Below are 26,527 nucleotides of genomic sequence, written 5' to 3' on the forward strand. Positions count from 1 at the left end.
CATGCCGGGGCCGGTCTTCCCCTGGCGGGATGGCAACCAGTTCGAACTGCTGATCGACGGCCCCGAGTTCTTTCCGCGCATGCTGCTGGCGATCGTGCGCGCCGAGTTCCAGGTCGACCTGGAGCTGTACCTGGTCGAGGGCGGCGCCTGCGCCGAAGCGGTGGTCGAGGCCCTGGAGCAGGCGGCGCGACGCGGCGTGCGCGTGCGCTGCCTGTTCGACGACTACGGCTCGCTGGCCTTCCCCACGGCCCTGCGCGAGCGTCTGCTGGCGGCGGGCGTCTACCTGCGCTGGTACAACCGCCTGCGCTGGCGCCGGGGTTTGCGCAACCTCTATCGTGATCATCGCAAGCTGCTGCTGGTGGATGAGCGGCTGGCGGTGGTCGGCGGCACCGGGGTCACCGATGAATTCTGGACGCCGGGCGAGGAGGCCAGCGAATGGCATGAGGTGATGGTGCGCATGCAGGGGCCGATCGTCACTGACTGGCAGCTGTTGTTCGATCGCCAGTGGCACGCCAACCAGCGCCGCACCGCCTGGCGTCCGCCCGAGGGCTTCGGCCTGCCGCGCCTGCCCCAGGTCCCGGCTCAGGGCCAGGGCATGGGTCGGGTGGCCTACGCCGACGCCCGCCAGCACAAGGACATCCTGCATGCGCTGGTGCGCGCCCTGAACAGCGGCCAGCGCCGTATCTGGCTGGCCACGCCTTACTTTCTACCGACCTTCAGCGTGCGCCGCTCCCTGCGCCGCGCTGCGCAGAAGGGCCTCGATGTGCGACTGCTGTTGACCGGCCCGCGCACCGATCATCCGGCGGTGCGCTATGCCGGGCACCGCTACTATCCGCGACTGCTGCGCGCCGGGGTACGGATCTTCGAGTACCAGCCGTGCTTCCTGCACCTGAAGATAGTGCTGGTGGATGACTGGGTCAGCGTGGGGTCGTGCAATTTCGATCACTGGAACCTGCGCTTCAACCTCGAAGCCAACGTCGAGGCCCTCGACCCGCCGCTGACTGCCGCGGTGGCCGCCAGCTTCGAGCGCGACTTCGCCCAGAGCCTGGAAGTCGATCTGGCGCGCTGGCATGCGCGGCCGTTGTGGCGGCGGGTGCAGCAGCGCCTGTGGGGCTGGCTCGACCGGGTGGTGGCCAACCTGTTGGATCGCCGAAACTAGCGTCGTATATCGCCTTCTGGCAAAGCGGACTATCGTGCAGGGACTGTTCCCAGACAACCGAAGGAGTGGATGCGATGACGGCGAAGAAGATTCTCATGCTGGTGGGCGATTACGTCGAGGACTACGAGGTCATGGTGCCATTCCAGGCCCTGGCCATGGTCGGCCATACCGTCCATGCCGTGTGCCCGGAGAAGATTGCCGGGCAGACGGTGCGCACGGCGATCCACGATTTCGAGGGCGAGCAGACCTACAGCGAGAAGCCGGGACACAATTTCGCCCTGAACTACGACTTCGTCCAGGTGCGCGCCGAAAGCTACGACGCGTTGCTGATTCCCGGTGGCCGCGCCCCGGAATACCTGCGCCTGAACGACAGGGTGCTGGAGCTGGTCAAGGCCTTCGACCAGGCTGGTAAGCCGATCGCGGCGGTGTGCCATGGGGCCCAGTTGCTGGCGGCGGCAGGTGTGCTCGAAGGGCGTGAGTGCAGCGCGTATCCCGCCTGTGCACCCGAGGTACGGCTGGCGGGTGGGCGGTTCATCGATATCGCGGTGGACCAGGCCCACGTGGACGGTAACCTGGTGACGGCACCGGCCTGGCCTGCGCATCCGGCGTGGCTGGCGGCGTTCTTGAAAGTGCTGGGCACCCGTATCTCCTGACTGACACGCTGAACTGTAGGAGCGGCCTCGTGCCGCGAATGGGCCGCAAAGCGGCCCCAGGATTTCAGCGTGCATGCAAAGATCGCCGGGGCCGCTTTGCGGCACATTCGCGGCACGAGGCCGCTCCTACAGGGATCGAGCATTTGTAGCGGTCATGGAGAAATACCTGTCGCGCAGGGGAAAGGCCGCAGGGCAGGGTGGGTGCTAGGGTGGACCTCAGTCATAGCCATCGACAGGACGACCGCCCCGCATGGAAATCCGCTTGCTCCATGGCGCCGCCATCGCGCCTTACATCGATGATCTCGCGCACCTGCGTCTGACGCTGTTTCGCGAGTTTCCCTATCTCCTGGACAGCTCCCTGAGCCACCAGGCCGATTACCTGGCCAGCTACGCCGAGTCCGGCCGCAGCCTGGTGGTACTGGCGCTGGACGGCGACCAGGTGGTGGGCGCCGCCACCGGCCTGCCGCTGGTGGATGTCGATCCCGAGTTGCAGCAACCGTTCCTCGCCCAGGGGCGCGACCCGGCCTCGGTCTACTACTTCGGCGAGTCGGTGCTTTTGCCGGCGTACCGTGGACAGGGCCTTGGCGTGCGCTTTTTCATCGAGCGCGAGTCCTATGCGCACAAGCTGGCCGAGTTCGACTGCTGCGCGTTCTGTGCGGTGGAGCGCCCCTCCGGACACCCACGGCGTCCGGCGGACTACAAGCCATTGCAGGGCTTCTGGCGCAACCGCGGCTTTCTGCATGAGCCGTCGCTGCGTACCGCCTACCGTTGGCGGGACCTCGACGAGCAGGCGCAGTCGGCGAAGATCATGTCGTTCTGGCTCAAGGCGCTGCCTGCTTGACAATCGAGGACTGTGAAACGACAACGGCCCCATCGAGGGACAAGCCCGGCCCCCACACGTCAGCGTGGGAGCGGGCTTGCCCCGCGATGGGGCCGCCGCTGTTACAGCAGGAGGCTTACTTTACTTCAACCGCCAGGCTCTCGGCGATCTTGCCCTGCCACAGCGCGGGACCGGTGATGTGCACCGACTCGCCCTTGCTGTCCACCGCGACGGTGACCGGCATGTCCTTCACGTCGAACTCGTAGATCGCTTCCATGCCCAGTTCGGCGAAGGCCAGGACCTTCGACTTGCGGATGGCCTGGGCCACCAGGTAGGCGGCGCCGCCGACGGCCATCAGGTACACGGCCTTGTTGTCCTTGATCGCCTCGATGGCGGTCGGGCCACGCTCGGACTTGCCGATCATGCCCAGCAGGCCGGTCTGTTCGAGGATCTGGCGGGTGAACTTGTCCATGCGGGTGGCGGTGGTCGGACCGGCCGGGCCTACCACTTCGTCACCGACCGGATCGACCGGGCCGACGTAGTAGATGAAGCGGCCCTTGAGGTCGACCGGCAGCTCTTCGCCGCGGTTGAGCATCTCGACCATGCGCTTGTGCGCGGCGTCGCGACCGGTGAGCATCTTGCCGTTGAGCAGGATGGTCTCGCCCGGCTTCCAGCTGGCGACTTCTTCCGGGGTGATGTCGTCGAGGTTGACGCGACGGGCGCTCGGGCCGGCTTCCCAGACGATTTCCGGGTAGGCGTCCAGCGACGGCGCTTCCAGCTCGGCCGGGCCGGAACCGTCGAGCACGAAGTGGGCGTGACGGGTGGCGGCGCAGTTGGGGATCATGCACACCGGCAGCGACGCGGCGTGGGTCGGATAGTCCATGATCTTGACGTCGAGCACGGTGGTCAGGCCGCCCAGGCCCTGGGCGCCGATGCCCAGCTGGTTGACCTTGTCGAACAGCTCCAGGCGGATTTCCTCGAGGCGGTTCTGCGGGCCACGGGCCTTCAGCTCATGGATGTCGATGGATTCCATCAACACTTCCTTGGCCATGACCGCGGCCTTTTCGGCGGTGCCGCCGATGCCGATGCCGAGCATGCCAGGCGGGCACCAGCCGGCGCCCATGGTCGGGACAGTCTTGAGCACCCAGTCGACGATCGAGTCGGACGGGTTGAGCATGGCCATCTTCGACTTGTTCTCCGAGCCGCCGCCCTTGGCTGCGACATCGACCTCGACCTTGTCGCCAGGGACGATCGAGTAGTGGATCACGGCCGGGGTGTTGTCCTTGGTGTTCTTGCGGGCACCGGCCGGGTCGGCCAGGATCGAGGCGCGCAGGACGTTCTCGGGCAGGTTGTAGGCGCGGCGCACACCTTCGTTGATCATGTCGTCGACGCTCAGGGTGGCGCCGTCCCAGCGTACGTCCATGCCGACGCGGATGAATACGGTGACGATACCGGTGTCCTGGCAGATCGGGCGGTGGCCGGTGGCGCACATGCGCGAGTTGATCAGGATCTGGGCGATCGAGTCACGCGCGGCTGGCGACTCTTCACGCAGGTAGGCTTCGTGCATCGCCTGGATGAAGTCGACGGGGTGGTAGTACGAGATGAATTGCAGGGCGTCGGCGACGCTCTGAATCAGGTCGTCTTGCTTGATCACGGTCATGCAGCGCGCTCCTCTTAAAGACGGGAACATTCGAAAAGGCATTCCGACAATGCACACCTGTATGTCAGGAACGCCTGGCAAGGCGCCGGCTGGTCGGGCCGGCACAAAAAGGCGCGGCAGTATACCGTGCCGCGCCTTCGGAAACACCTGCACGTGGTCTGGACCAAGGTCGGCAGGGAAAGGGCATCCTTTTTGCTGATGACGTGAGCGTTGCAATGCAGTTCAATGAGATCAGCGTAATGTTGACCGGGGCTGCCTTGCGGCCCTTCGCGGGTAAACCCGCTCCCACAGGGCCATGCATTTCCCCTGTGGGAGCGGGTTTACCCGCGAAGGGCCGCAGAGCGGCCCCAATCGCTTGTACTTGGAGATGAACTGACATGCCAGAAGTTTGCGTGGGCGAGCGCCGCTGGGCGGTGCCGGCCGGCAGCAACCTGCTCGATGCGCTCAACGACGCCGGTTGCACCGTGCCCTACAGCTGCCGCGCCGGTAGCTGCCACGCCTGCCTGGTGCGCTGCCTGGAGGGTGTCCCCACCGACGCGAAACCCGAGGCATTGGCGGCGGACAAGCGTGAGCAGGGCTGGCGCCTGGCCTGCCAGTGCGCGGTCGCCAGTGACTTGCGGGTGGCGCTGTTCGACCCCCGAAACGATGGCCTGCCGGCCACGGTGATCGGCCTGGACTGGTTCGCCGATGTGCTGCGCCTGAGGCTGCAACCGGAGCGGCCATTGCGCTACCAGGCCGGGCAACACCTGGTGTTGTGGAGCGGCAGCGTTGCGCGGCCCTATTCGCTGGCGAGCCTGCCGGGCGAGGACGACTTCCTCGAGTTTCACCTGGATTGCCACCGTCCCGGAGCGTTCTGCGACCAGGCAAGGCAGCTTCGCCTGGGGGATGTGCTGAGGCTCGGCGAACTGCGCGGCGGTGCGTTGCACTATGACCCGGACTGGCAGGCGCGGCCGCTCTGGCTGCTGGCGGCGGGCACCGGGCTGGCACCGTTGTGGGGCATCCTGCGCGAGGCGTTGCGACAGGGGCACCAGGGGGAAATTCGGGTGCTGCACGTGGCACACACCGCTGAGGGGCACTATCTGGCGCAGTCGTTACAGGCGCTGGACGGAGTGACGGTCGAATGGGTGTTGGCGGCGCAGCTGGATGAAGCGCTGGCTGGGTTGAAACTGATGTCGCGTCAGACCATGGCGCTGGTGTGCGGGTCGCCTGGGAGCGTGGAGCGCTTTGCCCGACGGCTGTTCATTGCTGGGGTGCCACGTAGTCAGATATTTGCGGACGTATTTACCGAGCATGTTTGAGGGCTGAAAAGCATCGCGGGGCAAGCCCGCTCCCACAAGTGCCGAGGGGATCGGCGTGGGAGCGGGCTTGCCCCGCGATAGGGACTGCCGAGGGATCAACCAACCAGCGGATCACCCACGTGCAGGATCTTCATGCCATTGGTGCCACCGATGGTGTGGTAGCTGTCGCCCTTGGTCAGGATCACCCAGTCACCTTGTTCGACCAGGCCGCGCTTGAGCAGCTCGTCGACCGCCGCCTGGCTCACCTTGTCGGCCGGCAGCGAGGCCGGGTCGAAGGCAATCGGGTAGACGCCGCGGAACATGTTGGCACGGGCCTGGGTGGCGCGGTGCGGCGACAGGGCGAAGATCGGCACGTGCGAACGCAGGCGCGACATGATCAGCGGGGTGTAGCCACTTTCGGTGAGGGCAATGATCGCCTTGACGCCGGGGAAGTGGTTGGCGGTGTACATCGCCGCCAGGGCGATGGACTCGTCGCAGCGCTCGAAGGTGGTGTGCAGGCGGTGGCTGGACTTCTGGCTGGTCGGGTGCTTCTCGGCGCCCGAGCAGATACGGGCCATGGCCTGTACGGCTTCGATCGGGTAGCTGCCGGCGGCGCTTTCGGCCGACAGCATCACCGCGTCGGTGTTGTCGAGCACGGCGTTGGCCACGTCGGACACTTCGGCGCGGGTCGGCATCGGGTTCTGGATCATCGACTCCATCATCTGGGTCGCCACGATCACTGCCTTGTTGTTGCGGCGGGCGTGCTGGATGATCTTCTTCTGGATGGCGATCAGCTCGGCGTCGCCGATTTCCACGCCCAGGTCGCCACGGGCGACCATGACGGCGTCGGAAGCGAGGATCAGCTGGTCGAGGGTCTCGTCATCGGCCACGGCTTCGGCGCGTTCGATCTTGGCCACCAGCCAGGCGCTGCCGCCGGCTTCGTCACGCAGCTTGCGCGCGTATTCCATGTCGCTGGCGTCACGCGGGAACGATACGGCCAGGTAGTCCAGGTCCATTTCCGCGGCCAGCTTGATGTCGGCCTTGTCTTTTTCGGTCAGGGCCGGCGCGGTCAGGCCGCCACCCTTGCGGTTGATGCCTTTGTGGTCGGACAGCGGGCCACCGATGATCACCACGCAGTGCAGGGCATCGGCGGTGGCGGTTTCGACGCGCATGACCACGCGGCCGTCGTCGAGCAGCAGTTCGTCACCGACGCCGCAGTCCTTGACCAGGTCGGGGTAGTCGATGCCGACGATATCCTGGTTGCCTTCGGTCAGCGGGTGGGCGGTGGAGAAGGTGAACTTGTCACCGACTTTCAGTTCGATGCGCTTGTTGGCGAATTTGGCGATGCGGATCTTCGGACCCTGCAAGTCGCCCAGCAGCGCGACATGGCGGCCGTTCTTGGCGGCGATGTCACGGATCAGGCGGGCGCGGGCCTTGTGCTCGTCCGGGGTGCCGTGGGAGAAGTTCAGGCGTGCCACGTCCAGGCCGGCGAGGATCAGCTGTTCGATCACTTCCGGCGAATTGCTGGCGGGGCCAAGGGTGGCGACGATTTTGGTACGGCGGATGGTCATGCACAGACTCCTATAGTGAAGCGCAGCGAAAGGCTACTCCTCAATTGCGCTGTAGTCATTGTTCCGTTGCACTACCCGCACACGAAGCAGGGTTGCGTTTGAACGGTACGGGTATGCTTGCAAATGGCGGTGAAGATTTGCCGTGAAAGGCCGATACACTGCCCATCAAAGGAGAATTTCCATGCGCACCCTGATCGTTTTGACCATGGCGGCCAGTGTCGTCGGCTGCACCCGCTGGTCCATGGACCACCACTTGAACAATGCCTATCGCGCCTACGACCGTGGCGATTGCGCGAAAGTCATGCTGGAGCTGTCGCAGGTCGACCGCACCAGCCGCGCCCGACCGTTCATCCACCCGGAGGTGTCGCTGCTGCGTGGCCAGTGCCTGGAGCGGCAGAAGCTCTTCGTCGACGCGGCGCAGACCTACCAGTACCTGATCCAGCAGTACCCGCGCAACGAGTACGCCTACCGCGCCCAGGCCCGCCTGCAGACGCTGGAAAAGCTCGGGCACCTGCGCGGCAGCGAGGCGACGGTGGCGAGTCCCGTGAACACTACACCTTGGCGTTAATCCCAATGTGTCGATGATTTCATGTAGTCCGTCCGTCGGACTGGGCTAATCTGTTAGAGAGTCGTAACGTTCATCGCCAGTACCTTGTCTTCCTGGCCCCGGGTACAGGATTTCACTGCGATCATGTTTATCGAGCGACACATACAACGTCATCAGCTGCCTTGCGTGCTCAAGGTGTTCAACCGCTGCACCGACCAGCAGATCGGCTATCTGGGCAACGCCTCGGAAGACGGCCTGATGCTGATCAGCCAGTTGCCGGTGCTGGTGGGGCCGGACTTCGAACTGCAGCTACGGGTGCCCCTCGCCGGCGGCGGGCTGCAGTTCATCAACCTGACCGCCAGCTGCCTGTGGTGCCGCGAGGATGAGACGCCGGGGCATTTCGATGCCGGCTTCATGCTGCTGCAGGCACCGCAGGAATACGATGAATTCGTTCGCTCCCTGCGCGACTTCTTCAGCTTCAGGCCCATGAACGCCTCCGCCTGAGGCTGGCCCAGCCCTCCCACGTGCCGTTAGACTCTGGTCGACCTCGATACAGGAAGACCCCGTGAGCTCCAGCATTTTCTGGCACGACTACGAAACCACCGGCATCACTCCGCGCAGCGACCGCCCGCTGCAGGTGGCCGGCGTGCGCACCGACCTCGACCTCAACGAGATCGAGGCACCTATCAGCCTCTACTGCCGCCCCTCGGACGATATCCTGCCGCACCCCGCGGCCTGCCTGGTGACCGGCATCACTCCCCGGCAACTGGCCGACCAGGGGCTGTGCGAAGCCGAATTCATGACCCGGGTGCATGATCAGCTGGCGCGCCCCGGCACCTGCGGCGCGGGCTACAACACCTTGCGTTTCGACGATGAGGTTACCCGCTACAGCCTCTACCGCAACTTCTTCGACCCCTACGCCCGGGAATGGCAGGGTGGCAACAGCCGCTGGGACCTGATTGACGTGGTCCGCACCGCTTATGCGCTGCGCCCCGAGGGGATCGTCTGGCCACAGCAGGACGGGCGTACCAGCCTGCGCCTGGAACTGCTGAGCAAGGCCAATGGCATCGACCACGGCCATGCCCACGAGGCGCTTTCCGACGTGCGGGCGACCATTGCCCTGGCCCGCTTGATCCGCGAGAAACAGCCGCGGTTGTATGACTGGTTGTTCCAGTTGCGCAGCAAGCACAAGGTCATGGAACAGGTTCGGCTGTTGCAACCGCTGGTTCATGTATCCGGGCGTTTCTCGGCTCAGCGCAACTATATCGGCGTGGTACTGCCTTTGGCCTGGCATCCGCGCAACCGCAACGCGCTGATTGTCTGCGACTTGCAACAAGATGCTTCGCCGCTGCTCCATGAAAGTGCAGAGGCATTGCGCCAGCGCCTGTATACGCGGCACGAAGACATGGCCCAGGGCGAACTACCGGTACCGCTGAAGTTGGTGCATATCAATCGCTGCCCGGTATTGGCGCCACTGTCGGTATTGCGCCCGGCCGACCAACAGCGCCTGGGGCTCGAGTTGTCGGCATTGCAGGTACAGGCGGAGCAGTTGGCCAACCAGCAGGCCGTTTGGGGAGACAAGCTGGACATCATTTATCAGGAAGAAGGCTTTGCCCCCAGCGAAGACCCGGAGCAACAGTTGTATGACGGTTTTCTTGGCGATCGCGACAAGCGCCTGAGCGAACAAGTACGGCGTGTGGATCCGGCGCAATTGGCGCATGGACAATGGATGTTCGATGATCCGCGGCTGCCTGAACTGCTGTTCCGCTATCGCGCGAGAAACTTTTCCGACACCCTTGATGAACAAGACCGCGCACGTTGGCATGCGTTCTGTCAGCAGCGTCTTACAGATCCTACTTACGGTGCGCCTAATACCGTGGCGGACTTCGAGCAGGCATGCCAGAGCAGTTGGGCCGATGCCAGCGAAGCGGGACGGCAGGTGCTGGAGGCCTGGCAAGCCCATGTCCGGCAACTGAAAGTGCAGTACCAGCTTTGAAATGTGCAGATAAACAAAAAACGCCGGCAAGTGCCGGCGTTTTTCATGTTGAAACCAATGCGCCTGATAAGCGAATCAGTCCAGCAGGGTGGCCCAGCTTTCAACGACGTCGCCGCCCCACTTGGCTTTCCACTCTTTCAGGGTCTTGTGGTTGCCACCTTTGGTTTCAATAACCTCGCCGTTGTGCGGGTTCTTGTATTGCTTGACCTTGCGTGCACGCTTGGTGCCGGTGGTCTTGACTGCGCCGCGCGGGGCTTTGCTCAGCTTGCTTTCCGGATCGAGCAGGGCGATCACGTCACGCAGCGACTTGCCGTTTTCGGCCATCAGCTCGCGCAGTTTCTTTTCGAACTCCAGTTCTTTTTGCAGCTTGCCGTCTTGCGACAGGTTGGCCAGGCGGGCTTGAAGTTCCTTGATGGCTTCTTCGGTGGCGCGGTATTCGTTGATCAGGGACATGATGTGTTCCTTAATGCATGTTCAGAGAGAGACAGTGGGGGCAATAATAGACAGGCGAAACTCTCAAGTAAACAAATTAATATTGATCACGCATTTAATAGTAGGCACTGACTGCGCAGTCATTAGGTTAAGAAAAATTTACAATTTGTCTGGGGCGCTGGCTATTTCCCCTTGGGAAGAAGGGAATAGGGCTGTACGACTGGGTCCTTGAGCCAGGTGGCGCGGGGGGGTAGATGCTTACTGCGTTTTTCCCGGCAGGTCGCTAGAATATGCGCCTTTGCGAAGTTCTGGAGTCTCCCTCATGCGCACCTATCGACTGGTGATTGCCTGCCCCGACCGCGTCGGCATCGTGGCAAAAGTCAGTAATTTCCTGGCCCTCTACAATGGCTGGATCAACGAAGCCAGCCACCACTCCGACGAGCAGAGCGGTTGGTTCTTCATGCGCCATGAGATCCGCGCCGAGTCCCTGCCGTTCGGTATCGAGGCTTTCCGCGAGGCGTTCGCCCCGATCGCCGAAGAGTTCTCCATGACCTGGCGGATCACCGACTCGGCGCAGAAGAAGCGCGTGGTGCTGATGGCCAGCCGTGAGTCGCACTGCCTGGCCGACCTGCTGCACCGCTGGCACACCGACGAGCTGGACTGCGAGATTCCCTGCGTGATCTCCAACCACAATGACCTGCGCAGCATGGTCGAGTGGCATGGCATTCCGTTCCACCATGTGCCGGTCGATCCGAAGGACAAGCAGCCGGCATTCGCCGAGGTCTCGCGCCTGGTCGCCGAGTACGGCGCCGACGCCGTGGTGCTGGCGCGCTACATGCAGATCCTGCCGCCGCAGCTGTGCCAGGCATACGCTGAAAAAGTCATCAATATCCACCACAGCTTCCTGCCGTCGTTCGTGGGGGCCAAGCCGTACCACCAGGCGGCGCTGCGCGGCGTGAAGCTGATCGGCGCGACCTGCCACTACGTGACCGAGGAGCTGGACGCCGGCCCGATCATCGAGCAGGACGTGGTGCGTGTCAGCCACGCCGACAGCATCGAGGACATGGTGCGCTTCGGCCGTGACGTGGAGAAGATGGTCCTGGCCCGTGGCCTGCGCTACCACCTGGAAGACCGCGTGCTGGTGCACGGCAACAAGACCGTGGTGTTCAACTGAGTCGAGGGCCCTGGCATGGCAGACCCGCGTGACAAGGCCGGCGCCTCGGCGCCACCCACCTTGGGCGAAGGCTGCCTGGCTCGCTTCGACCCCGAGGCGTTGAGCGATGAGGACGGCACCGAGTTTCCCGGTGCCGCCGAGCTTTGGGGGCGCCTCAACCCGTCTGGCGACGACGCTCCAGTCGCGGATGTGCCAGCAGGTACAGGAGCACCGGCCCACCCGCCAGCAGATAGAAGTAATAGGTAACCGCGCGCCAGATCAGGATCGCCGCTGCCGCCGTCGAACTGCCCACCAGTGGTGACAGCAAGGTCGCCGAGGTCAGCTCCGCCGCGCCGGCACCGCCCGGCAACAGGCTGAACTGCCCGGCACTGAGCGAGAGCATCTGCACCAGGAAACTGGCAATCCACCCCAGGTCCACCCCCAACCCCCGCAATGCCAGATATAGCACGCTGTAGCGCAGGCACCAGTGCGCGCAGGTGAGGATGAACACCAGCGCCAGCGTACGCCGGGGCATGCGCCAGGTATCGGCCAGGGCATGGACAAAGCGCAGCAGCTTGCGTGCCCAGCGTCGTCGGCGTGCTGGCGCCATGCCCAGGCGATGCAACAACCGGCCGTTGCCACGCATCACCCGGCGTCGATAGCGAAGCAGCAGGAAGATCCCCGCAAGTGTGGCACACAGCAGCAGGGCGCTGCCCAGCAGCATCTGCGCCTGGCTGTGGCCAAGGTGGTGGAACAGGGCGTAGGCGGCAATCGACAGCATCGCGCAGAAGAAGAACAGCAGGTCATTCAACTGGTCCATGGCGAACACCGCGCCACTGCGCGATGGCGCGATGCGCTCGCGGGCCAGCAGTGTCATCAGGGTCAACGGGCCACCGCTGCCGCCCGGCGTGGTGCAGATGGCAAACTCGGTAGCCATCACCACGCCCAGGCTGTGCATCCGTCCCACCCGTGCGCCCTGGTCACCCAGCAGCAGGCGCAGACGGGCGGCATTGAGAATCCAGCACAGCAGGATCATGGCCAGCAACAGCAGCAGCAACCCGGGTTCGAAGGCGCGCAGGCGCGGGAGCAGGTCGCTGCCGCCGAACAGGGCGGGTACCAGCCCCGCCAGCAGCAGTGCCAGGGCCAGCCAGCCCAGGCGCTTCATGGGGCGGCCTGGCGCGCCAGCCAGGCCGACTTGGTCAGTGGCTCACGGCCTTGGGCCAGCAACTGGTGCAGGGTGTCGAGCCAGTAATTGCGTGCGCTGGCGTGGCGCATGTCGACCGGGTGCAGGCCCAGGCGCAGGGTGTCGGCTTCGCGCCAGCGGCGGCATTGCCAGTCGCTGACCACCCTCGACAGGCCGCGGCGCCAGGCGCTGCGGGCGCTCCACACCAGTCCTGGGGCATCGAAGGCGGTGAAGTCCGGCAGCCGGTACAAGTGACGTGGAGAGCTGGTATAGCGCAGTGGCAACTGTCGCAAAGCCTGGCGGGTGCCTTCGCTCATCAGCCAGGCGGGGGCGACGAAGCCTGCCACCGGCCAGCCCTGTCGTTTGAACACTGCCAGCCCGGCTTGCAGGCGCAGCAGGGCGTCTGCCTGGTCCAGCCCATGGAACTCGCCCTCGTGGGTATAGATCCGGCGCATGAAATATTCGCCCGGTCCGCGCGGTGGCGGGCCATCGTCGGCGTGGTAGTAGCCATGCAGGGCCAGCTCGTCGCCCTGGGCCAGGCGCCGCTCGAGCAGGCGGCAGAAGGTGGGTGAACGGGTCAGCGGGTTGCGATGGTGGAAATCCGGTACCACCAGCCAAGTCATCGGCACGCCACCGAGTTCGTCGATGGCCTGGACGAAGGGCTGGTAGTCCGGCCAGGTTTCGGGCGAGATATCGTGCAGCACCAGCATCAGGCTGCGCGTGTCGGCTCGGCCCTCAGCCATGGGCGCGCACCGGCAGCGGGTGGCCGAGCACTGCCTGGTAATGCTGGAGCAGACCGTTGACGACGCTGTCCCAGCTGTAGTGGCGCTCCACGTGGTGACGGGCGTGGCGGCCGAGCTCGCGCACACCGTTGTCGAAGACCTCGCGCACGGCTTCGGCCATGGCCTGGCCATTGTTGGGCGGACACAGGCGGCCGCAGCGTTCGTCGACGATTTCGCTGAATGCGCCGGCGCGCACGGCCACCACGGGCGTGGCGCTGGCCATGGCTTCGAGGATCACCAGGCCGAAGGTTTCCTGGTCGCCGGCGTGCACCAGCAGGTCGGCACTGGCCAGCAGCCGGGCGACCTCCTGGGGCGGGCGGAAGTGGTCGATCACGCTGACGTTGTCCGGCACGCTGGCCGGCATGTTCGAGCCCACCAGCAGCAGGTGGTAGGGCTGGCCGAGTGCGTGCATGCAATCGAGCAGCACCGGCAGGTTCTTTTCCCGTGAGCCGCGGCCGGCGAACACCAGCAGGCGGCTGGTATCGGCGATGCCCAGCTCGGCGCGCAGGCCGGGGTCGTACCTTTCTGGGTTGAACAGCGCCAGGTCCACGCCCAGGCGCTGCACGTGCACGTTCTCCACGCCCAGCCGGCGCAGCTTGTCGGCCATCACCTGGCTGGGTGCCAGGACCCGGTCGAAATGCCCGTATAGCTTGCTGACATAGGCCTCGACATTGGGGGTGAACCAGTTGCCCATGCGATTGCTCACCAGCAAGGGCAGGTCGGAGTGATAGAAGCCTATTACCGGGACATCGAGCTTGCGCCGCGCTTCAAGGGCCGCCCAGGCGGTGAGGTAGGGGTCGCCGACCTCGATCAGGTCGGGCTGCAGGCGGCGCAGTTCCTTGCACCAGGGCGCCAGGCGCACCGGGAAGCGGTAGCCGTTGCCGAAGGGCAGGGGCGGGGCAGGCACGTGGTAGACACCGTCGACCTGGCTGGCATTGGCACCGGGAATCAACAGGCTGTGGCGAACGCCGGGCATGGCGTCGAGGCGGCGGTGTTTGGCATCAAGATAGGTCCGCACGCCGCCGCTGGCCGGGGCGTAGAACATGGTGATGTCGGCGATGTGCACGATCAGCATCCCTCCGGGATCGTCCTCGGGTGTGTCATTCGGCGGTAATGATCCGGCGATGACGCGCCTGAGGGTTGACCTACCTGAAGGATAGTTTGTTCGATCGCCGAGGGTGGAGTACGGGTGAATGGCGTTGCGCCCTTCGCGGGCAAGCCCGCTCCCACAGGGCCGGCAGAGATCCTGTGGGAGCGGGCTTGCCCGCGAATCAGGCGACGCGTTTGCTCAGGTCAGATGCGGAAGCTGCCGACCAGTTGCTTGAGGCGACCGGCCTGCTGTTCGAGGTCCGAGCAGGCGCGCAGGGTGGCCTGCAGGTTCTCGACGCCTTCCTGGTTGAGCATGTTGATCTCGTTGATGTCCATGTTGATCGAGTCGACCACGGCGGTCTGCTCTTCGGTGGCGGTGGCCACCGACTGGTTCATGCCGTCGATCTCGCCGATGCGCTGGGTGACGCTGCCCAGGCGTTCGCCGGCCTGGTTGGCGATGTCCATGCTGTCCTGGCTGTGGCGCTGGCTCTGGCCCATGGTGTCGACCGACTCGCGGGCGCCGACCTGCAGCTCCTCGATCATCTTCTGTACCTGCTGCGCCGACTCCTGGGTGCGGTGCGCCAGGTTGCGCACCTCGTCGGCGACCACGGCGAAGCCACGCCCGGCCTCACCGGCGCGGGCGGCCTCGATGGCGGCGTTGAGGGCAAGCAGGTTGGTCTGCTGGGAAATGCTGGTGATCACCTCGAGGATCTGGCCGATGTTGACGGTCTTGTTGTTCAGCGTCTCGATATGCTCGCTGGAGGTGACGATCAGGTCCGACAGGCGGTTCATCGCATCGATGTTGCGCTGCACCACCTGCTGGCCTTCCTCGGCCAGCAGCCGCGCCGAGCTGGCATGCTGCGAGGCCTGGGCGGCGTTGCCGGCAATCTCCTGGGCAGCGGCGCCGAGCTGGTTGATTGCGGCGGCGACACTGTTGGTGCGGTTGGACTGCTCGTCGGAGTTGCTCATCGACGAGTTCGAGGCGCTGATCACCCGCAGTGCCACTTCGTTGACCTGCTCGGTGGCCGAGGACACTTCGCGGATCGAACCGTGGATGCGCTCGACGAAGCGGTTGAAGGCGGTACCGAGGATACCGAACTCGTCGTGGTTGTGGATTTCCAGGCGGCGGGTCAGGTCGCCTTCACCCTCGGCGATGTTCGACATGGCGCGGGTCATGGTGTGCAGCGGCTGCATCAGCACGCGGATCAGCAGGCCGAGCAGGGCGATGATGATCACCACTGCCACCAGCGTGGCGATCACCGCCGAAGTGCGGAAGGTGCTGAGCATCGAGAAGGCCTTGTCCTTGTCCACCGACAGGCCGATGTACCAGTTGGCCGAAGGCAGGCCCTTGACCGGAGTGAAGGTCAGCAGGCGGGTTTCGCCGTTGAGCGTCACTTCGGTCAGGTTGCTGGACAGCCTCGGCGTGTTCTGCGGGAACAGGTCCGACAGCGTCTTCATCACCAGGTTCTTGTCCGGGTGCACCAGGATCTTGCCCTGGTCGTTGACCAGGAAGGCGTAGCCCATGCCGCCGAAGTTCAGCGAGTTGATGATCTGCACCAGGCCGTCCAGGGCCAGGTCGCCGCCGACCACGCCGACCGAACGCGAGGCGGTGCTGATGATCGAGATGACCAGCTCGTTGGTGGCCATGTCAATGTAGGGTTCGGTGAGGATCGGGCCGTTGGCGTTCAGGCCGTCCTTGTACCAGGGGCGCACGCGCGGGTCGTAGCCGTCAGGCATCTTGGTGTCCGGGCGCACGGTGAAGGTGCCGTCGGGCTGGCCCAGGTAGATGGTCTGGAAGCTCGAGGTCAGCGCGTTCTGGCCCAGCAGGGTGCCGGTGTTCTGTGGGTACTGGGCAATGTTCTGGGCGACGTTCTCGACCAGCTTGATGCGCCCTTCGAACAGGTTGCGGATATTGGTGGAGGTGGACTCGCCCATCTCAGCCAGGTAGTTCTCCAGGTCTTCGCGAATGGCGTTACGCTGGAGGTAATCGTTGTACAGGGTGAATAGGCTGAAGGCGAGTATCACGATCAGTGATGCCGCCAGAAGAATCTTGTGGCTGAAACGAAGGCTTTTATTCATAACGTGATCGTGTCCGCTAAGGTTTTTTATCGGGTCGTTCGCACAAAGCACGGCTGGAAAACAGTGCAACAATTCCCGTGGGTCCTTTTCGGGTTGTTACTGTCTTTCTGGGTAGAATCATTTTGAAATATCGGCTGTCACGCGGCGGAACTTGAGCAGGGGATGAAAGAAGATGTCAGATTCCTTACGAATGGTAGTAGGAGCGGGTCCTGATGGTCAGCCGGTATTCCAGTCCATGCGCCTGGCCAACCGGCATGGCCTGGTGGCCGGGGCAACCGGCACCGGCAAGACGGTCACCCTGCAACACCTGGCCGAGCTGTTCAGCGATGCCGGGGTCGCGGTATTCGCCGCGGATGTGAAGGGCGACCTGTGCGGCCTCGGCGCGGCCGGGGCGCCCCAGGGCAAGGTGGCCGAGCGGATCGCCGGCATGCCCTGGCTGAACCACAAGCCCCAGGCTTATCCGGTAAGTCTTTGGGATATCGCGGGGCAATCGGGGCATCCCTTGCGCACCACCCTGAGCGAAATGGGACCGTTGCTGCTGGGCAATCTGCTGGAGCTCACCGACAGCCAGCAGGCCGCCTTGTATGCGGCGTTCAAGGTGGCTGACCGCGAAGGCCTGCTGCTGCTCGACCTGAAAGACCTCAAGGCTCTGCTCGCGCACCTGAAGGACAATCCCCAGCTGCTGGGCGAGGACAGCGCCTTGATGACCAGCGCCTCCACGCAGGCCTTGCTGCGCCGCCTGGCGACCCTGGAGCAGCAGGGCGCCGAGGCGCTGTTCGGCGAGCCGGCGCTGCAACTGGAGGACCTGCTGCGCCCCGAAGGCGATGGTCGCGGGCGTATCCATCTGCTCGATGCCAGCCGCCTGGTGCATGACGCGCCCAAGGTCTATGCAACCTTCCTGCTGTGGCTGCTGGCCGAACTGTTCGAGCAACTGCCGGAGCGTGGCGATGCCGACAAGCCGGTGCTGGCGCTGTTCTTCGACGAAGCGCACCTGCTGTTCAACGGCACGCCCAAGGCGTTGCAGGACCGTCTGGAGCAGGTGGTGCGGCTGATCCGCTCCAAGGGTGTGGGGGTATATTTCGTCACCCAGTCACCAGGCGACCTGCCGGATGCGGTGCTGGCCCAGCTCGGGCTGCGCATCCAGCATGGCTTGCGGGCATTCACCGCCAAGGAGCAGAAGTCGCTGCGCGCCGTGGCCGATGGTTTCCGCCCCAATCCGGCGTTCGACAGCCTGGCGGTGTTGACCGAACTGGGCATTGGTGAGGCGCTGGTCGGGACGTTGGAAGAGAAGGGCACGCCGGCCATGGTCCAGCGGGTGCTGATCGCGCCACCACAGTCGCGGATCGGGCCGTTGAGCGCAGTCGAGCGGCAGGCCCTGATCGCGGCATCGCCGCTGGCCGGGCGCTATGACAAGCCGGTGGACCGTGAGTCGGCCTATGAAATGCTTACCCAGCGCAAGGGCGAGCCGGTGGAGCCGGCGCCCCAGGCCAAGGCCGATGAGGACAGCTTCGCCGACAAGGCCGGTGAGTTCCTGCAGAGCGCGGCGGGGCAGGCCATCAAGTCGGCGGTGCGCCAGGCGGCCAACCAATTGGGGCGGCAGCTGGTGCGTGGGTTGATGGGGTCGTTGTTGGGGGGCAGGAAGCGTTGAGTTTCCTGTACCGACCTCTTCGCGGGTAAACCCGCTCCCACAGGGATATCCCACTGCCCTGTGGGAGCGGGTTTACCCGCGAAGAAATACCCACGAAAAAGGCGCCCGAGGGCGCCTTCTTCTATTGCCGTACCACTCAGCCAATGGCCTTGGTGGCTAGCCAGAACAGGCCGGCGGCCAGGCCCATCGTTGCCGGCAGGGTGAGCACCCAGGCCAGCAGGATGGTCTTCACGGTGCCGCCCTGCAGGCCGCTCTTGTTGGCGACCATGGTACCGGCGACACCTGACGACAGCACGTGGGTGGTGGACACCGGCAGGCTGAACACGTTGGCCATGCCGATGGCGCAGGCCGCGGTGATCTGTGCCGACATGCCCTGGGCATAGGTCATGCCCTGCTTGCCGATCTTCTCGCCAACGGTCAGCACCACGCGCTTCCAGCCGACCATGGTGCCCAGGCCCAGGGCCAGGGCGACGGCGACGATCACCCAGAATGGTGCGTACTCGGTGGTGGCTGTCAGGTCCTTGCGCAGTTTCTCCAGGTCGGCCTTTTCACGGGCCTGCAGGCCCGGCAGTTTGCCGACCTTCTTCGCCGTGTCGTCCAGGCACAGCAGGTAGCGACGCACTTCGACGCGCTTCTCGGCGCTCAGGGCGCGGTAGTCGGTCACCCCGGCGAGCGACGATTGCAGCGCGGTGATGGTCGGCTCGGTCTGTTGCGGATTGCAGCTGAACTGTTCCGGCAGATCGCTTGCCTGCGCCTTGCCCAGCGCCAGGAACTCGCCCAGGGTCGCGGCGTTGCGCTGGTAGAACTGGCTCAGGTGCAGGGTGGCGTCGCGGGTGCGCTCGATCTGGTAGGTGGTGCTGTTCAGGTCGAGGACGAACTTGGCCGGGACGATGCCGATCAGCACCAGCATGATCAGGCCGATGCCCTTCTGGCCATCGTTGGAGCCGTGCACGAAGCTCACGCCCATGGCCGAGATCACCAGCACCAGGCGGTTCCAGAACGGCGGGTGCTTCTTGTCGTCGAGCTTGCGGCGCTGGTCCGGGGTCTTGTGCATCTTCGACAGCGGACGCCACCATTTCAGGCCGATCAGCAGCAGGGCGGCGACAGCGAAGCCGGCCATGGGCGAGAGCACCAGGGACATGCCGATGTCGATCGCCTTCTGCCAGTTGACGCCGTCGCCCAGCGGAATGTCGCTGATCAGGGCGTTGGCCAGGCCGACGCCGAGGATCGAGCCGATCAGGGTGTGCGAGCTGGAGGCCGGGATACCGAAGTACCAGGTGCCCAGGTTCCAGGTGATGGCCGCGGCCAGCAGCGAGAAGACCATGGCCAGGCCGTGGCCGGTGTTCACATTGATCAGCAGTTCGACCGGCAGCAGGTGGACGATGGCATAGGCCACCCCGACACCACCGAGCAGAACCCCGAGGAAGTTGAACACACCGGAGAAGAACACGGCCAGGTGCGGTGGCATGGCCTTGGTATAGATGACAGTGGCTACCGCGTTGGCGGTGTCATGAAAGCCATTGATGAACTCGAATGCGAGCACGAAGGTCAGAGCGAGCGTCAGGCTCACGATAACCCAGGCATCCAGTCCGCTGAATAAATCGATCATGAAGGTTGTCTGGCGGTCTTAGGGGGGGCGGATTATGCCAGAAAACCATGGCAATCGATGCACCCGCCACTGACCGATGGCAGGGGAATGACGACCCCGCACCTGCATGGCGCAGGTGAGCTTTCGCGCAAAAACGTCGTAAAAAATCGATAAATTTCAGAAAAATCAGCGATTTGAGACGATTTTCGTAGAGAGCCCGCAATTTAAACGCTTGTATGAAATTTGTGTGATTCCATTTCATATCGAGCATTTTCACCCAGGATGCCTTGCCGCAACCGTTGCTCGATAGCGGCGCCATGACATCGTGTGACTTCACTCGCCGTCGCTGCGCAGTTCCTTTTCGATCTTCTCGATTTCCTGGGCGAAGGCCTGGTCGAGAATGCTGGCGCGTTTACGCCAGGGTTTGCGTTCCGGGTCGGGTTGTGCGGCATAGGTGGTGACTTCACCACCGTAAACATCCTTGTAACGTTCGGCCTGGCGCTCGAGTTCCGCGCGCAGTTCTTCTTTCGTCACAGTAATACCTGAATAGGTTGAAGTTGGGCGTCAGCCGCTAAATACACACGCAGGATGTGGAAATTCAGCAACGCGAACACATCGTTGCACTGCAAGGACAGAGTGTGGGAGGGCGACCTGCGGCGCACCACACGACAAGCCACTGCTCAGGCAGCGGGCAGGCGTCAGGAAGGCAACGAAAGTTTGTCGATTGGATCCGTTATACAGCGCAGACAATCAACATGAGCCGATTATAGCAATCGGCAATTCGAAGGCTATCGTTCTTTACCCGCCATTGACAATAGTCCTGAAGTTATTCTTTGCGGACAGAGGGTTTGTCCGAGCGGACTGCTGAAAGTTCAAGTTGTTGTGGTAGGCAAGTTTGCCGATGGGTGTCGGAAATGAAAACGGCCTCGCTGGGAGGCGAGGCCGTTGCCTGGGACTTCTACGGTGGGTACCTGACCAGTCTCTCCAAAGAAGCCACATGTGGCAGGGGAAAGGTATAAGCAAAAGTGTCAGCGGTCAATTGCGATTATCGGCCGTTCGTTCGATAATCGAACGAGGTAGCGATTTTTTTGAGGCATGTCCATGAGCGAAGAAACCAGCGGCCCGCCAGCGAACGAGCCCGCGCGCAATACCAGCCCCACCCTGGCACCGCCGATCGTGGCGTCCGCGGCCAAGCGCATCCAGGCCTTCACCGGCGATCCGGATTTCATGACCTCCCTGGCTCGTGGCCTTGCGGTGATCCAGGCGTTCCAGGAGCGCAAGCGACACCTGACCATTGCCCAGATCAGCCACCGCACGGAAATTCCCCGGGCGGCGGTACGGCGTTGTCTGCATACGCTGATGAAGCTTGGCTACGCGACCACCGACGGGCGAACCTATTCGCTGTTGCCCAAGGTGCTGACCCTTGGCCATGCCTACCTGTCGTCCACGCCGTTGGCGGTATCGGCCCAGCCCTACCTCGACCGGATCAGCGACCAGCTCCACGAGGCGGCCAACATGGCCACGCTGGAGGGCGACGACATCCTTTATATAGCGCGCTCGGCCACGGTCGAGCGGTTGATCTCGGTCGACCTGTCGGTCGGTGGGCGGCTCCCGGCCTATTGCACGTCGATGGGCCGCATCCTGCTGGCGGCGCTGGACGACGCCAGCCTGCACGAATATCTGGAGCGGGCGGACCTCAAGGCGCGGACCAGCCGTACCCTGCACGATCCGGCATCGCTGTTCGCCTGCATCCAGCAAGTGCGCGAGCAGGGCTGGTGCGTGGTTGATCAGGAACTGGAGCAGGGCCTGCGTTCGATTGCCGTGCCGATCTATGACGCCTCGGGGCAGGTGCTGGCGGCGTTGAACGTGAGTACCCATGTCGGTCGGGTCAGCCGTGGGGAACTGGAGCAGCGTTTCCTGCCGATCCTGCTGGCGGCCAGCCAGGACCTGTGTCACCAGTTGTTTGGCTGATCCGCACAGACGCTCCTCATTCCTGCGCACAATCCTGTGGCACCTGCTTCGCCGGTGTTCGCGGCTGAAGCCGCTCCCACGGGATTCCCACTGTCTCAGACGTTGTGCAGTACTTGTGGGAGTGGAGTTTGCACATGACAGTTGCTCGCACAGGAACCGGGCGCTTTGTGTTCGATAAACGCACAGTGTCGTTCCCGACGAATTGCGCCGCCCAGGCCTGCTGATTAATGTCTGTCGCACGAGTCGGCTTCGCCGACCGGACAATAACAACAGGCCCGAGGGCATCCCCATGAAGACCATCCCTTCGCTGTCGCGGCCGCACCCGCGCGCAGTGCTGCTGCACGCCGGCTGATCCAGTTCGCCGTATCCACCGTTTGCTGTTCCTGCGCATCAGCGATGCGCGGTAGCCTGCCTGTGCCCAACTCCCGGATAACAACAATGAACAAGCCACAATCCGCTGTCGGCAACTGCCTCGATGTCCAGTCCCTCATCAACGACCAACCGCTGTCGCGCTATCAATGGCGGGTGGTGATCCTGTGCTTCCTGATCGTCTTCCTCGATGGCCTGGACACCGCCGCCATGGGCTTCATTGCCCCGGCGCTGTCCCAGGAGTGGGGCATCGACCGCGCCAGTCTCGGCCCGGTGATGAGCGCCGCGCTGATCGGCATGGTCTTCGGCGCCCTCGGCTCCGGCCCGCTGGCCGACCGCTTCGGGCGCAAGGGCGTGCTGGTGGGCGCGGTGCTGGTGTTCGGCGGGTTCAGCCTGGCCTCGGCCTACGCGACCAATGTCGAGCAACTGCTGGTATTGCGCTTTCTGACCGGCCTGGGCCTGGGGGCGGGCATGCCCAATGCCACCACCTTGCTCTCCGAGTACACCCCGGAGCGGCTCAAGTCGCTGCTGGTGACCAGCATGTTCTGTGGCTTCAACCTGGGCATGGCCGGGGGCGGTTTCATCTCGGCCAAGCTGATCCCGGCCTACGGCTGGCACAGCCTGCTGGTGATCGGCGGGGTGCTGCCGTTGCTGCTGGCACTGGTGCTGCTGGTCTGGCTGCCGGAGTCGGCGCGGTTCCTGGTGGTGCGCAACCGTGGCACCGAGAAGGTGCGCCGGACCCTGGCGCCGATTGCTCCGGCGCTGGTGGCACAGGCCGCGAGCTTCAGTGTGCCGGAGCAGAAGGCGGTGGCGGCGCGCAACGTGTTCGCGGTGATCTTCTCGGGTACCTATGGCCTGGGCACCGTGCTGCTGTGGCTGACCTATTTCATGGGCCTGGTGATCGTCTACCTGCTGACCAGCTGGCTGCCGACCCTGATGCGTGACAGCGGCGCGAGCATGGAGCAGGCCGCCTTCATCGGCGCGTTGTTCCAGTTCGGCGGCGTGCTCAGCGCGGTGGCCGTGGGGTGGGCGATGGACCGCTTCAACCCGCACAAGGTGATCGGCGTCTTCTACCTGCTGGCGGGTGTGTTCGCCTATGCCGTGGGGCAGAGCCTGGGCAACATCACCTTGCTGGCCACGCTGGTGCTGGTCGCCGGCATGTGCGTGAACGGCGCGCAATCGGCCATGCCGTCGTTGGCGGCGCGGTTCTACCCAACCCAGGGGCGCGCCACCGGGGTATCGTGGATGCTCGGGATCGGTCGCTTCGGCGCGATTCTCGGTGCCTGGAGCGGGGCGACGCTGCTGGGTCTGGGGTGGACCTTCGAGCAGGTGCTGACCGCGTTGCTGGTGCCAGCGGCGCTGGCCACCATCGGCGTAGTGGTGAAGGGGCTGGTGAGCCACGCCGACGCGACCTGAGGCGATAGGTACGCGTTAGATAGTAGAGTAACAAATGGTTCGATAATCGCACAAAAGTGCGATTATCGGATTGTTACCATCCCGACAGCCGCCGTAATCTGGGCCCATCGCAGCGACGCAATGGCCCGCTGCTCACTGACTCGACTCGACCTGACCAGGAGTCTCTAATGGCAGCAATCCTCTCGCTTCACGAGGCCGTGAAGCAGTTCATCCAGGATGGCGACAGCGTCGCCCTCGAAGGCTTCACCCACCTGATTCCGACGGCGGCCGGTCACGAGATCATCCGCCAGGGCAAGCGCGACCTGACCTTGGTGCGCATGACCCCGGACCTGATCTACGACCAGCTGATCGGTGCCGGCTGCGCGCGCAAGCTGATCTTCTCCTGGGGCGGCAACCCCGGCGTTGGTTCGCTGCATCGCCTGCGCGACGCGGTGGAGAAGCAGTGGCCGCACGCCATCGAGATCGAGGAACACAGCCACGCCGACCTGGCCAACGCCTATGTCGCCGGCGCCTCCGGCCTGCCGTTCGCGGTGCTGCGGGCTTACGCCGGCTCCGACCTGCCGAAGGTCAACCCGCTGATCAAGAGCGTCACCTGCCCGTTCACCGGCGAGGTGCTTGCCGCCGTGCCGTCGGTGCGCCCGGACGTCACCGTGATCCATGCGCAGAAGGCCGACCGCAAGGGCAACGTGCTGCTGTGGGGCATCCTCGGCGTGCAGAAGGAGGCGGCCCTGGCGGCCAAGCGCTGCATCGTCACCGTCGAGGAGATCGTCGATGACCTGAATGCGCCGATGAATGCCTGTGTGCTGCCGACCTGGGCGCTCAGCGCGGTGTGCCTGGTGCCCGGCGGCGCCCACCCGTCCTACGCCCACGGCTACTACGAGCGCGACAACCGCTTCTACCAGGCCTGGGACCCGATCGCCCGCAACCGCGAGTCGTTCACCGCCTGGATCGATACCTTTATCCATGGCACCCGGGACTTCACCGAATTCCAGGCCAAGCTGGCCAGCACCGCGGAGGCCGCGCAATGAGCTACTCCACTTCCGAAATGATGACCGTCGCGGCGGCCCGTCGCCTGCGCAACGGTGCCGTGTGCTTCGTCGGCATCGGCCTGCCGTCCAAGGCCGCCAACCTGGCACGCCTGACCTCGTCGCCTGATGTCGTGCTGATCTACGAGTCCGGCCCGATCGGCGCCAAGCCTAGCGTGCTGCCGCTGTCCATCGGTGACGGCGAGTTGGCCGAAACCGCCGACACCGTGGTACCGACCGGCGAGATCTTCCGCTACTGGCTGCAGGGCGGGCGCATCGACGTCGGCTTCCTCGGCGCGGCCCAGGTCGACCGCTTCGGCAACATCAACACCACGGTGGTCGGCGACTACCACGCGCCGAAGACTCGCCTGCCGGGTGCCGGCGGTGCACCGGAGATCGCCGGTTCCGCCAAGCAGGTGTTGATCATCCTCAAGCAGTCGCCGCGCGCCTTCGTCGACAAGCTCGACTTCATCACCTCGGTCGGCCACGGCGAAGGCGGCGACTCGCGCAAGCGCCTGGGCCTGCCCGGCGAGGGGCCGGTCGGCATCATCACCGACCTGTGCATCTTGGAGCCGGAAGCGGGTACCCATGAATTCGTGGTCACATCGATCCACCCGGGCGTGACCCGCGAGCAGATCGTTGCCGCCACCGGGTGGGCGATCCGCTTCGCCGACGACGTGCAGCAGACTGCGGCACCCAGCGATGTCGAGCTGTCCGCCCTGCGCGACCTCGAAGCGCGCACCGCCGCCGCCCATGGCCAGACGGCAGGAGAAGCCTGATGCGTGACGTCTTTATCTGCGACGCCATCCGCACCCCCATTGGCCGCTTCGGCGGCGCCTTGGCCAGTGTGCGCGCCGACGACCTGGCGGCGGTGCCGCTCAAGGCGCTGGTCGAGCGCAATCGGCAGGTGCAGTGGGGGCTGCTCGACGAAGTGTTCCTTGGTTGCGCCAACCAGGCCGGCGAGGACAACCGCAACGTGGCGCGCATGGCGCTGCTGTTGGCCGGCCTGCCGCAAAGCATTCCCGGCGTGACCCTCAACCGTCTGTGTGCTTCGGGCATGGACGCCATCGGCACCGCCTTTCGTGCCATCGCCAGTGGCGAGATGGAACTGGCCATTGCCGGTGGCGTCGAGTCGATGTCCCGCGCGCCGTTCGTGATGGGCAAGGCCGAGAGCGGCTACTCGCGCAATATGAAGCTCGAGGACACCACCATCGGCTGGCGCTTCGTCAACCCGTTGATGAAGGCGCAGCATGGCGTGGACTCGATGCCCGAGACCGCCGACAACGTCGCTGACGACTACCAGGTGTCGCGCGCCGATCAGGACGTCTTTGCCCTGCGCAGCCAGCAGAAGGCCGCCGCCGCGCAGGCTGCCGGTTACTTCGCCGAAGAGATCGTGCCGGTGCGTATCGCCCACAAGAAAGGCGAGACGGTGGTCGAGCAGGATGAGCATCTGCGCCCGGACACCACGCTGGAGGCGCTGAACAGGCTCAAACCGGTCAATGGCCCTGACAAGACGGTTACCGCAGGCAATGCCTCGGGCGTCAACGATGGCGCCGCTGCATTGATCCTGGCCTCGGCCGAGGCGGTGAAAAAGCATGGCCTGACGCCACGCGCCCGGGTGCTGGGCATGGCCAGTGCCGGCGTGGCGCCACGGGTGATGGGTATCGGCCCGGTGCCGGCGGTGCGCAAGCTGACCGAGCGGCTGGGTGTGGCGGTGGCAGATTTCGATGTCATCGAGCTCAACGAGGCGTTTGCCAGCCAGGGGCTGGCGGTGCTGCGCGAGCTGGGCTTGGCGGACGATGCGCCGCAGGTCAATCCCAACGGCGGTGCGATCGCCCTGGGGCACCCGCTGGGGATGAGCGGGGCGCGCCTGGTGCTGACGGCGTTGCATCAGCTGGAGAGGAGCGGTGGGCGCAAGGGGTTGGCGACCATGTGCGTGGGCGTCGGTCAGGGCCTGGCGTTGGCCATCGAGCGGGTCTGAAGTTGGACTCGCCCCCTGTAGGAGCGGCCTTGTGCCGCGAAAGGGCTGCGCAGCGGCCCCGAGACTTGTGTTCCAACGCGAATACCGCCGGGGGGGGGGGGGGGGGGGGGGGGGGGGGGGGGGGGGGG

23 protein-coding genes are annotated in these 26,527 nt (G+C 64.7%); 14 read left to right on the forward strand and 9 right to left on the reverse strand.

The window, feature by feature from the left end:
* Position 1: 1 nt before the first annotated feature.
* The 3 genes from POF53_RS20320 to POF53_RS20330 all read left to right on the forward strand — a co-directional run bounded on the left by POF53_RS20320 (position 2) and on the right by POF53_RS20330 (position 2,653).
* Positions 2–1,159, forward strand: coding sequence for a phospholipase D-like domain-containing protein (locus POF53_RS20320; RefSeq protein WP_498969166.1), 1,158 nt, complete (start codon positions 2–4; stop codon positions 1,157–1,159).
* A gap of 74 nt (positions 1,160–1,233) precedes the next feature.
* Positions 1,234–1,812, forward strand: a complete 579-nt coding sequence (locus POF53_RS20325; protein ID WP_062572944.1) for a DJ-1/PfpI family protein — start codon at positions 1,234–1,236, stop codon at positions 1,810–1,812.
* Between the two features lie 250 nt (positions 1,813–2,062).
* Positions 2,063–2,653, forward strand: coding sequence for a GNAT family acetyltransferase (locus POF53_RS20330; protein ID WP_203647869.1), 591 nt, complete (start codon positions 2,063–2,065; stop codon positions 2,651–2,653).
* A gap of 115 nt (positions 2,654–2,768) precedes the next feature.
* On the opposite strand, the gene POF53_RS20335 is transcribed toward POF53_RS20330, so the two are convergent.
* Positions 2,769–4,292, reverse strand: coding sequence for a fumarate hydratase (locus tag POF53_RS20335; RefSeq protein WP_186713142.1), 1,524 nt, complete (start codon positions 4,290–4,292; stop codon positions 2,769–2,771).
* A gap of 377 nt (positions 4,293–4,669) precedes the next feature.
* Between POF53_RS20335 and POF53_RS20340 the strand changes: the two genes are divergently transcribed.
* A complete protein-coding gene (locus tag POF53_RS20340) occupies positions 4,670–5,590 on the forward strand; it encodes an iron-sulfur-binding ferredoxin reductase (protein WP_232854647.1) in 921 nt (306 codons plus the stop codon).
* A gap of 95 nt (positions 5,591–5,685) precedes the next feature.
* Here POF53_RS20340 and pyk read toward each other — a convergent pair whose 3' ends face one another.
* Positions 5,686–7,140, reverse strand: coding sequence for a pyruvate kinase (pyk, locus tag POF53_RS20345; protein WP_023631128.1), 1,455 nt, complete (start codon positions 7,138–7,140; stop codon positions 5,686–5,688).
* 181 nt (positions 7,141–7,321) lie between these two features.
* Here pyk and POF53_RS20350 point away from each other — a divergent pair, with 181 nt between their 5' ends.
* The 3 genes from POF53_RS20350 to sbcB all read left to right on the forward strand — a co-directional run bounded on the left by POF53_RS20350 (position 7,322) and on the right by sbcB (position 9,683).
* Entirely contained in the window at positions 7,322–7,708 is a 387-nt protein-coding gene (locus POF53_RS20350) for a tetratricopeptide repeat protein (RefSeq protein WP_050703897.1), read from the forward strand.
* A gap of 123 nt (positions 7,709–7,831) precedes the next feature.
* On the forward strand, positions 7,832–8,191 hold the full coding sequence (locus POF53_RS20355) for a PilZ domain-containing protein (RefSeq protein WP_023631126.1): 360 nt from the start codon (positions 7,832–7,834) through the stop codon (positions 8,189–8,191).
* A gap of 61 nt (positions 8,192–8,252) precedes the next feature.
* On the forward strand, positions 8,253–9,683 hold the full coding sequence (sbcB, locus tag POF53_RS20360; RefSeq protein WP_498969171.1) for an exodeoxyribonuclease I: 1,431 nt from the start codon (positions 8,253–8,255) through the stop codon (positions 9,681–9,683).
* A 75-nt stretch (positions 9,684–9,758) separates the two neighbouring features.
* Here the strand turns inward: sbcB and mvaT are convergent, their stop codons facing one another.
* Positions 9,759–10,136: a histone-like nucleoid-structuring protein MvaT gene (gene mvaT, locus POF53_RS20365; protein ID WP_028690229.1), complete on the reverse strand. Its 378-nt coding sequence runs from the start codon at positions 10,134–10,136 to the stop codon at positions 9,759–9,761.
* Positions 10,137–10,437: 301 nt separating this feature from the next.
* Here mvaT and purU point away from each other — a divergent pair, with 301 nt between their 5' ends.
* Positions 10,438–11,289 (forward strand): formyltetrahydrofolate deformylase, encoded by an 852-nt coding sequence (gene purU, locus POF53_RS20370; protein ID WP_186713139.1) that lies wholly within the window; start codon positions 10,438–10,440, stop codon positions 11,287–11,289.
* 154 nt (positions 11,290–11,443) lie between these two features.
* On the opposite strand, the gene gpgF is transcribed toward purU, so the two are convergent.
* From gpgF to POF53_RS20390, 4 genes are all read right to left on the reverse strand, one after another.
* On the reverse strand, positions 11,444–12,433 hold the full coding sequence (gpgF, locus tag POF53_RS20375; RefSeq protein ID WP_203647864.1) for a glucosaminyl phosphatidylglycerol flippase: 990 nt from the start codon (positions 12,431–12,433) through the stop codon (positions 11,444–11,446).
* Positions 12,430–13,194, reverse strand: coding sequence for an N-acetylglucosaminyl phosphatidylglycerol deacetylase (gene gpgD, locus POF53_RS20380; protein WP_234560694.1), 765 nt, complete (start codon positions 13,192–13,194; stop codon positions 12,430–12,432). Before gpgD ends, gpgF begins: the two co-directional genes overlap by 4 nt.
* Positions 13,187–14,308 carry an N-acetylglucosaminyl phosphatidylglycerol synthase gene (gpgS, locus tag POF53_RS20385; RefSeq protein ID WP_254464234.1) on the reverse strand — a complete coding sequence of 374 codons (1,122 nt, stop codon included), beginning with the start codon at positions 14,306–14,308 and terminating at the stop codon, positions 13,187–13,189. Before gpgS ends, gpgD begins: the two co-directional genes overlap by 8 nt.
* Positions 14,309–14,526: 218 nt before the next feature.
* A complete protein-coding gene (locus POF53_RS20390; protein ID WP_203647861.1) occupies positions 14,527–16,401 on the reverse strand; it encodes a methyl-accepting chemotaxis protein in 1,875 nt (624 codons plus the stop codon).
* A gap of 190 nt (positions 16,402–16,591) precedes the next feature.
* Here POF53_RS20390 and POF53_RS20395 point away from each other — a divergent pair, with 190 nt between their 5' ends.
* The gene (locus POF53_RS20395) at positions 16,592–18,049 is read left to right on the forward strand and encodes a helicase HerA-like domain-containing protein (protein WP_498969175.1); all 1,458 of its coding nucleotides are present in this window, start codon (positions 16,592–16,594) and stop codon (positions 18,047–18,049) included.
* Between the two features lie 136 nt (positions 18,050–18,185).
* Here POF53_RS20395 and POF53_RS20400 read toward each other — a convergent pair whose 3' ends face one another.
* On the reverse strand, positions 18,186–19,658 hold the full coding sequence (locus POF53_RS20400; RefSeq protein ID WP_203647859.1) for an inorganic phosphate transporter: 1,473 nt from the start codon (positions 19,656–19,658) through the stop codon (positions 18,186–18,188).
* A 312-nt stretch (positions 19,659–19,970) separates the two neighbouring features.
* The gene (locus POF53_RS20405; protein ID WP_050703906.1) at positions 19,971–20,171 is read right to left on the reverse strand and encodes a hypothetical protein; all 201 of its coding nucleotides are present in this window, start codon (positions 20,169–20,171) and stop codon (positions 19,971–19,973) included.
* Between the two features lie 567 nt (positions 20,172–20,738).
* Between POF53_RS20405 and pcaR the strand changes: the two genes are divergently transcribed.
* The 5 genes from pcaR (at position 20,739) to pcaF (ending at position 26,399) form a co-directional block, all read left to right on the forward strand.
* Entirely contained in the window at positions 20,739–21,608 is an 870-nt protein-coding gene (pcaR, locus tag POF53_RS20410; protein ID WP_232854642.1) for a pca regulon transcriptional regulator PcaR, read from the forward strand.
* A 438-nt stretch (positions 21,609–22,046) separates the two neighbouring features.
* Complete coding sequence (gene pcaK / locus POF53_RS20415) at positions 22,047–23,393, forward strand: 4-hydroxybenzoate transporter PcaK (RefSeq protein WP_203647857.1); 1,347 nt, start codon at positions 22,047–22,049, stop codon at positions 23,391–23,393.
* A 167-nt stretch (positions 23,394–23,560) separates the two neighbouring features.
* A complete protein-coding gene (locus tag POF53_RS20420; protein WP_203647856.1) occupies positions 23,561–24,421 on the forward strand; it encodes a CoA transferase subunit A in 861 nt (286 codons plus the stop codon).
* On the forward strand, positions 24,418–25,197 hold the full coding sequence (locus tag POF53_RS20425) for a CoA-transferase subunit beta (RefSeq protein WP_110737384.1): 780 nt from the start codon (positions 24,418–24,420) through the stop codon (positions 25,195–25,197). Before POF53_RS20420 ends, POF53_RS20425 begins: the two co-directional genes overlap by 4 nt.
* Positions 25,197–26,399, forward strand: coding sequence for a 3-oxoadipyl-CoA thiolase (gene pcaF / locus POF53_RS20430; RefSeq protein ID WP_498969178.1), 1,203 nt, complete (start codon positions 25,197–25,199; stop codon positions 26,397–26,399). The genes POF53_RS20425 and pcaF overlap by 1 nt, the downstream gene beginning before the upstream one ends.
* The last annotated feature ends 128 nt before the right edge of the window (positions 26,400–26,527 follow it).

Source organism: Mitsuaria sp. RG (assembly GCF_028369275.1).
In the GTDB taxonomy this organism is placed as follows: domain Bacteria; phylum Pseudomonadota; class Gammaproteobacteria; order Pseudomonadales; family Pseudomonadaceae; genus Aquipseudomonas; species Aquipseudomonas peradeniyensis.

Coding starts and splice junctions, on each gene's coding strand:
- POF53_RS20425 (WP_110737384.1), top strand. CDS start 24,418: ATGAGCTACTCCACTTCCGAAATGATGACCGTCGCGGCGGCCCGTCGC.
- gpgD (WP_234560694.1), bottom strand. CDS start 13,194: ATGGCTGAGGGCCGAGCCGACACGCGCAGCCTGATGCTGGTGCTGCAC.
- POF53_RS20340 (WP_232854647.1), top strand. CDS start 4,670: ATGCCAGAAGTTTGCGTGGGCGAGCGCCGCTGGGCGGTGCCGGCCGGC.
- POF53_RS20390 (WP_203647861.1), bottom strand. CDS start 16,401: ATGAATAAAAGCCTTCGTTTCAGCCACAAGATTCTTCTGGCGGCATCA.
- POF53_RS20325 (WP_062572944.1), top strand. CDS start 1,234: ATGACGGCGAAGAAGATTCTCATGCTGGTGGGCGATTACGTCGAGGAC.
- purU (WP_186713139.1), top strand. CDS start 10,438: ATGCGCACCTATCGACTGGTGATTGCCTGCCCCGACCGCGTCGGCATC.
- POF53_RS20395 (WP_498969175.1), top strand. CDS start 16,592: ATGGTAGTAGGAGCGGGTCCTGATGGTCAGCCGGTATTCCAGTCCATG.
- mvaT (WP_028690229.1), bottom strand. CDS start 10,136: ATGTCCCTGATCAACGAATACCGCGCCACCGAAGAAGCCATCAAGGAA.
- POF53_RS20320 (WP_498969166.1), top strand. CDS start 2: ATGCCGGGGCCGGTCTTCCCCTGGCGGGATGGCAACCAGTTCGAACTG.
- pcaR (WP_232854642.1), top strand. CDS start 20,739: ATGAGCGAAGAAACCAGCGGCCCGCCAGCGAACGAGCCCGCGCGCAAT.
- pcaK (WP_203647857.1), top strand. CDS start 22,047: ATGAACAAGCCACAATCCGCTGTCGGCAACTGCCTCGATGTCCAGTCC.
- POF53_RS20335 (WP_186713142.1), bottom strand. CDS start 4,292: ATGACCGTGATCAAGCAAGACGACCTGATTCAGAGCGTCGCCGACGCC.
- pyk (WP_023631128.1), bottom strand. CDS start 7,140: ATGACCATCCGCCGTACCAAAATCGTCGCCACCCTTGGCCCCGCCAGC.
- POF53_RS20350 (WP_050703897.1), top strand. CDS start 7,322: ATGCGCACCCTGATCGTTTTGACCATGGCGGCCAGTGTCGTCGGCTGC.
- POF53_RS20400 (WP_203647859.1), bottom strand. CDS start 19,658: ATGATCGATTTATTCAGCGGACTGGATGCCTGGGTTATCGTGAGCCTG.
- gpgS (WP_254464234.1), bottom strand. CDS start 14,308: ATGCTGATCGTGCACATCGCCGACATCACCATGTTCTACGCCCCGGCC.
- pcaF (WP_498969178.1), top strand. CDS start 25,197: ATGCGTGACGTCTTTATCTGCGACGCCATCCGCACCCCCATTGGCCGC.
- gpgF (WP_203647864.1), bottom strand. CDS start 12,433: ATGAAGCGCCTGGGCTGGCTGGCCCTGGCACTGCTGCTGGCGGGGCTG.
- POF53_RS20355 (WP_023631126.1), top strand. CDS start 7,832: ATGTTTATCGAGCGACACATACAACGTCATCAGCTGCCTTGCGTGCTC.
- POF53_RS20420 (WP_203647856.1), top strand. CDS start 23,561: ATGGCAGCAATCCTCTCGCTTCACGAGGCCGTGAAGCAGTTCATCCAG.
- POF53_RS20330 (WP_203647869.1), top strand. CDS start 2,063: ATGGAAATCCGCTTGCTCCATGGCGCCGCCATCGCGCCTTACATCGAT.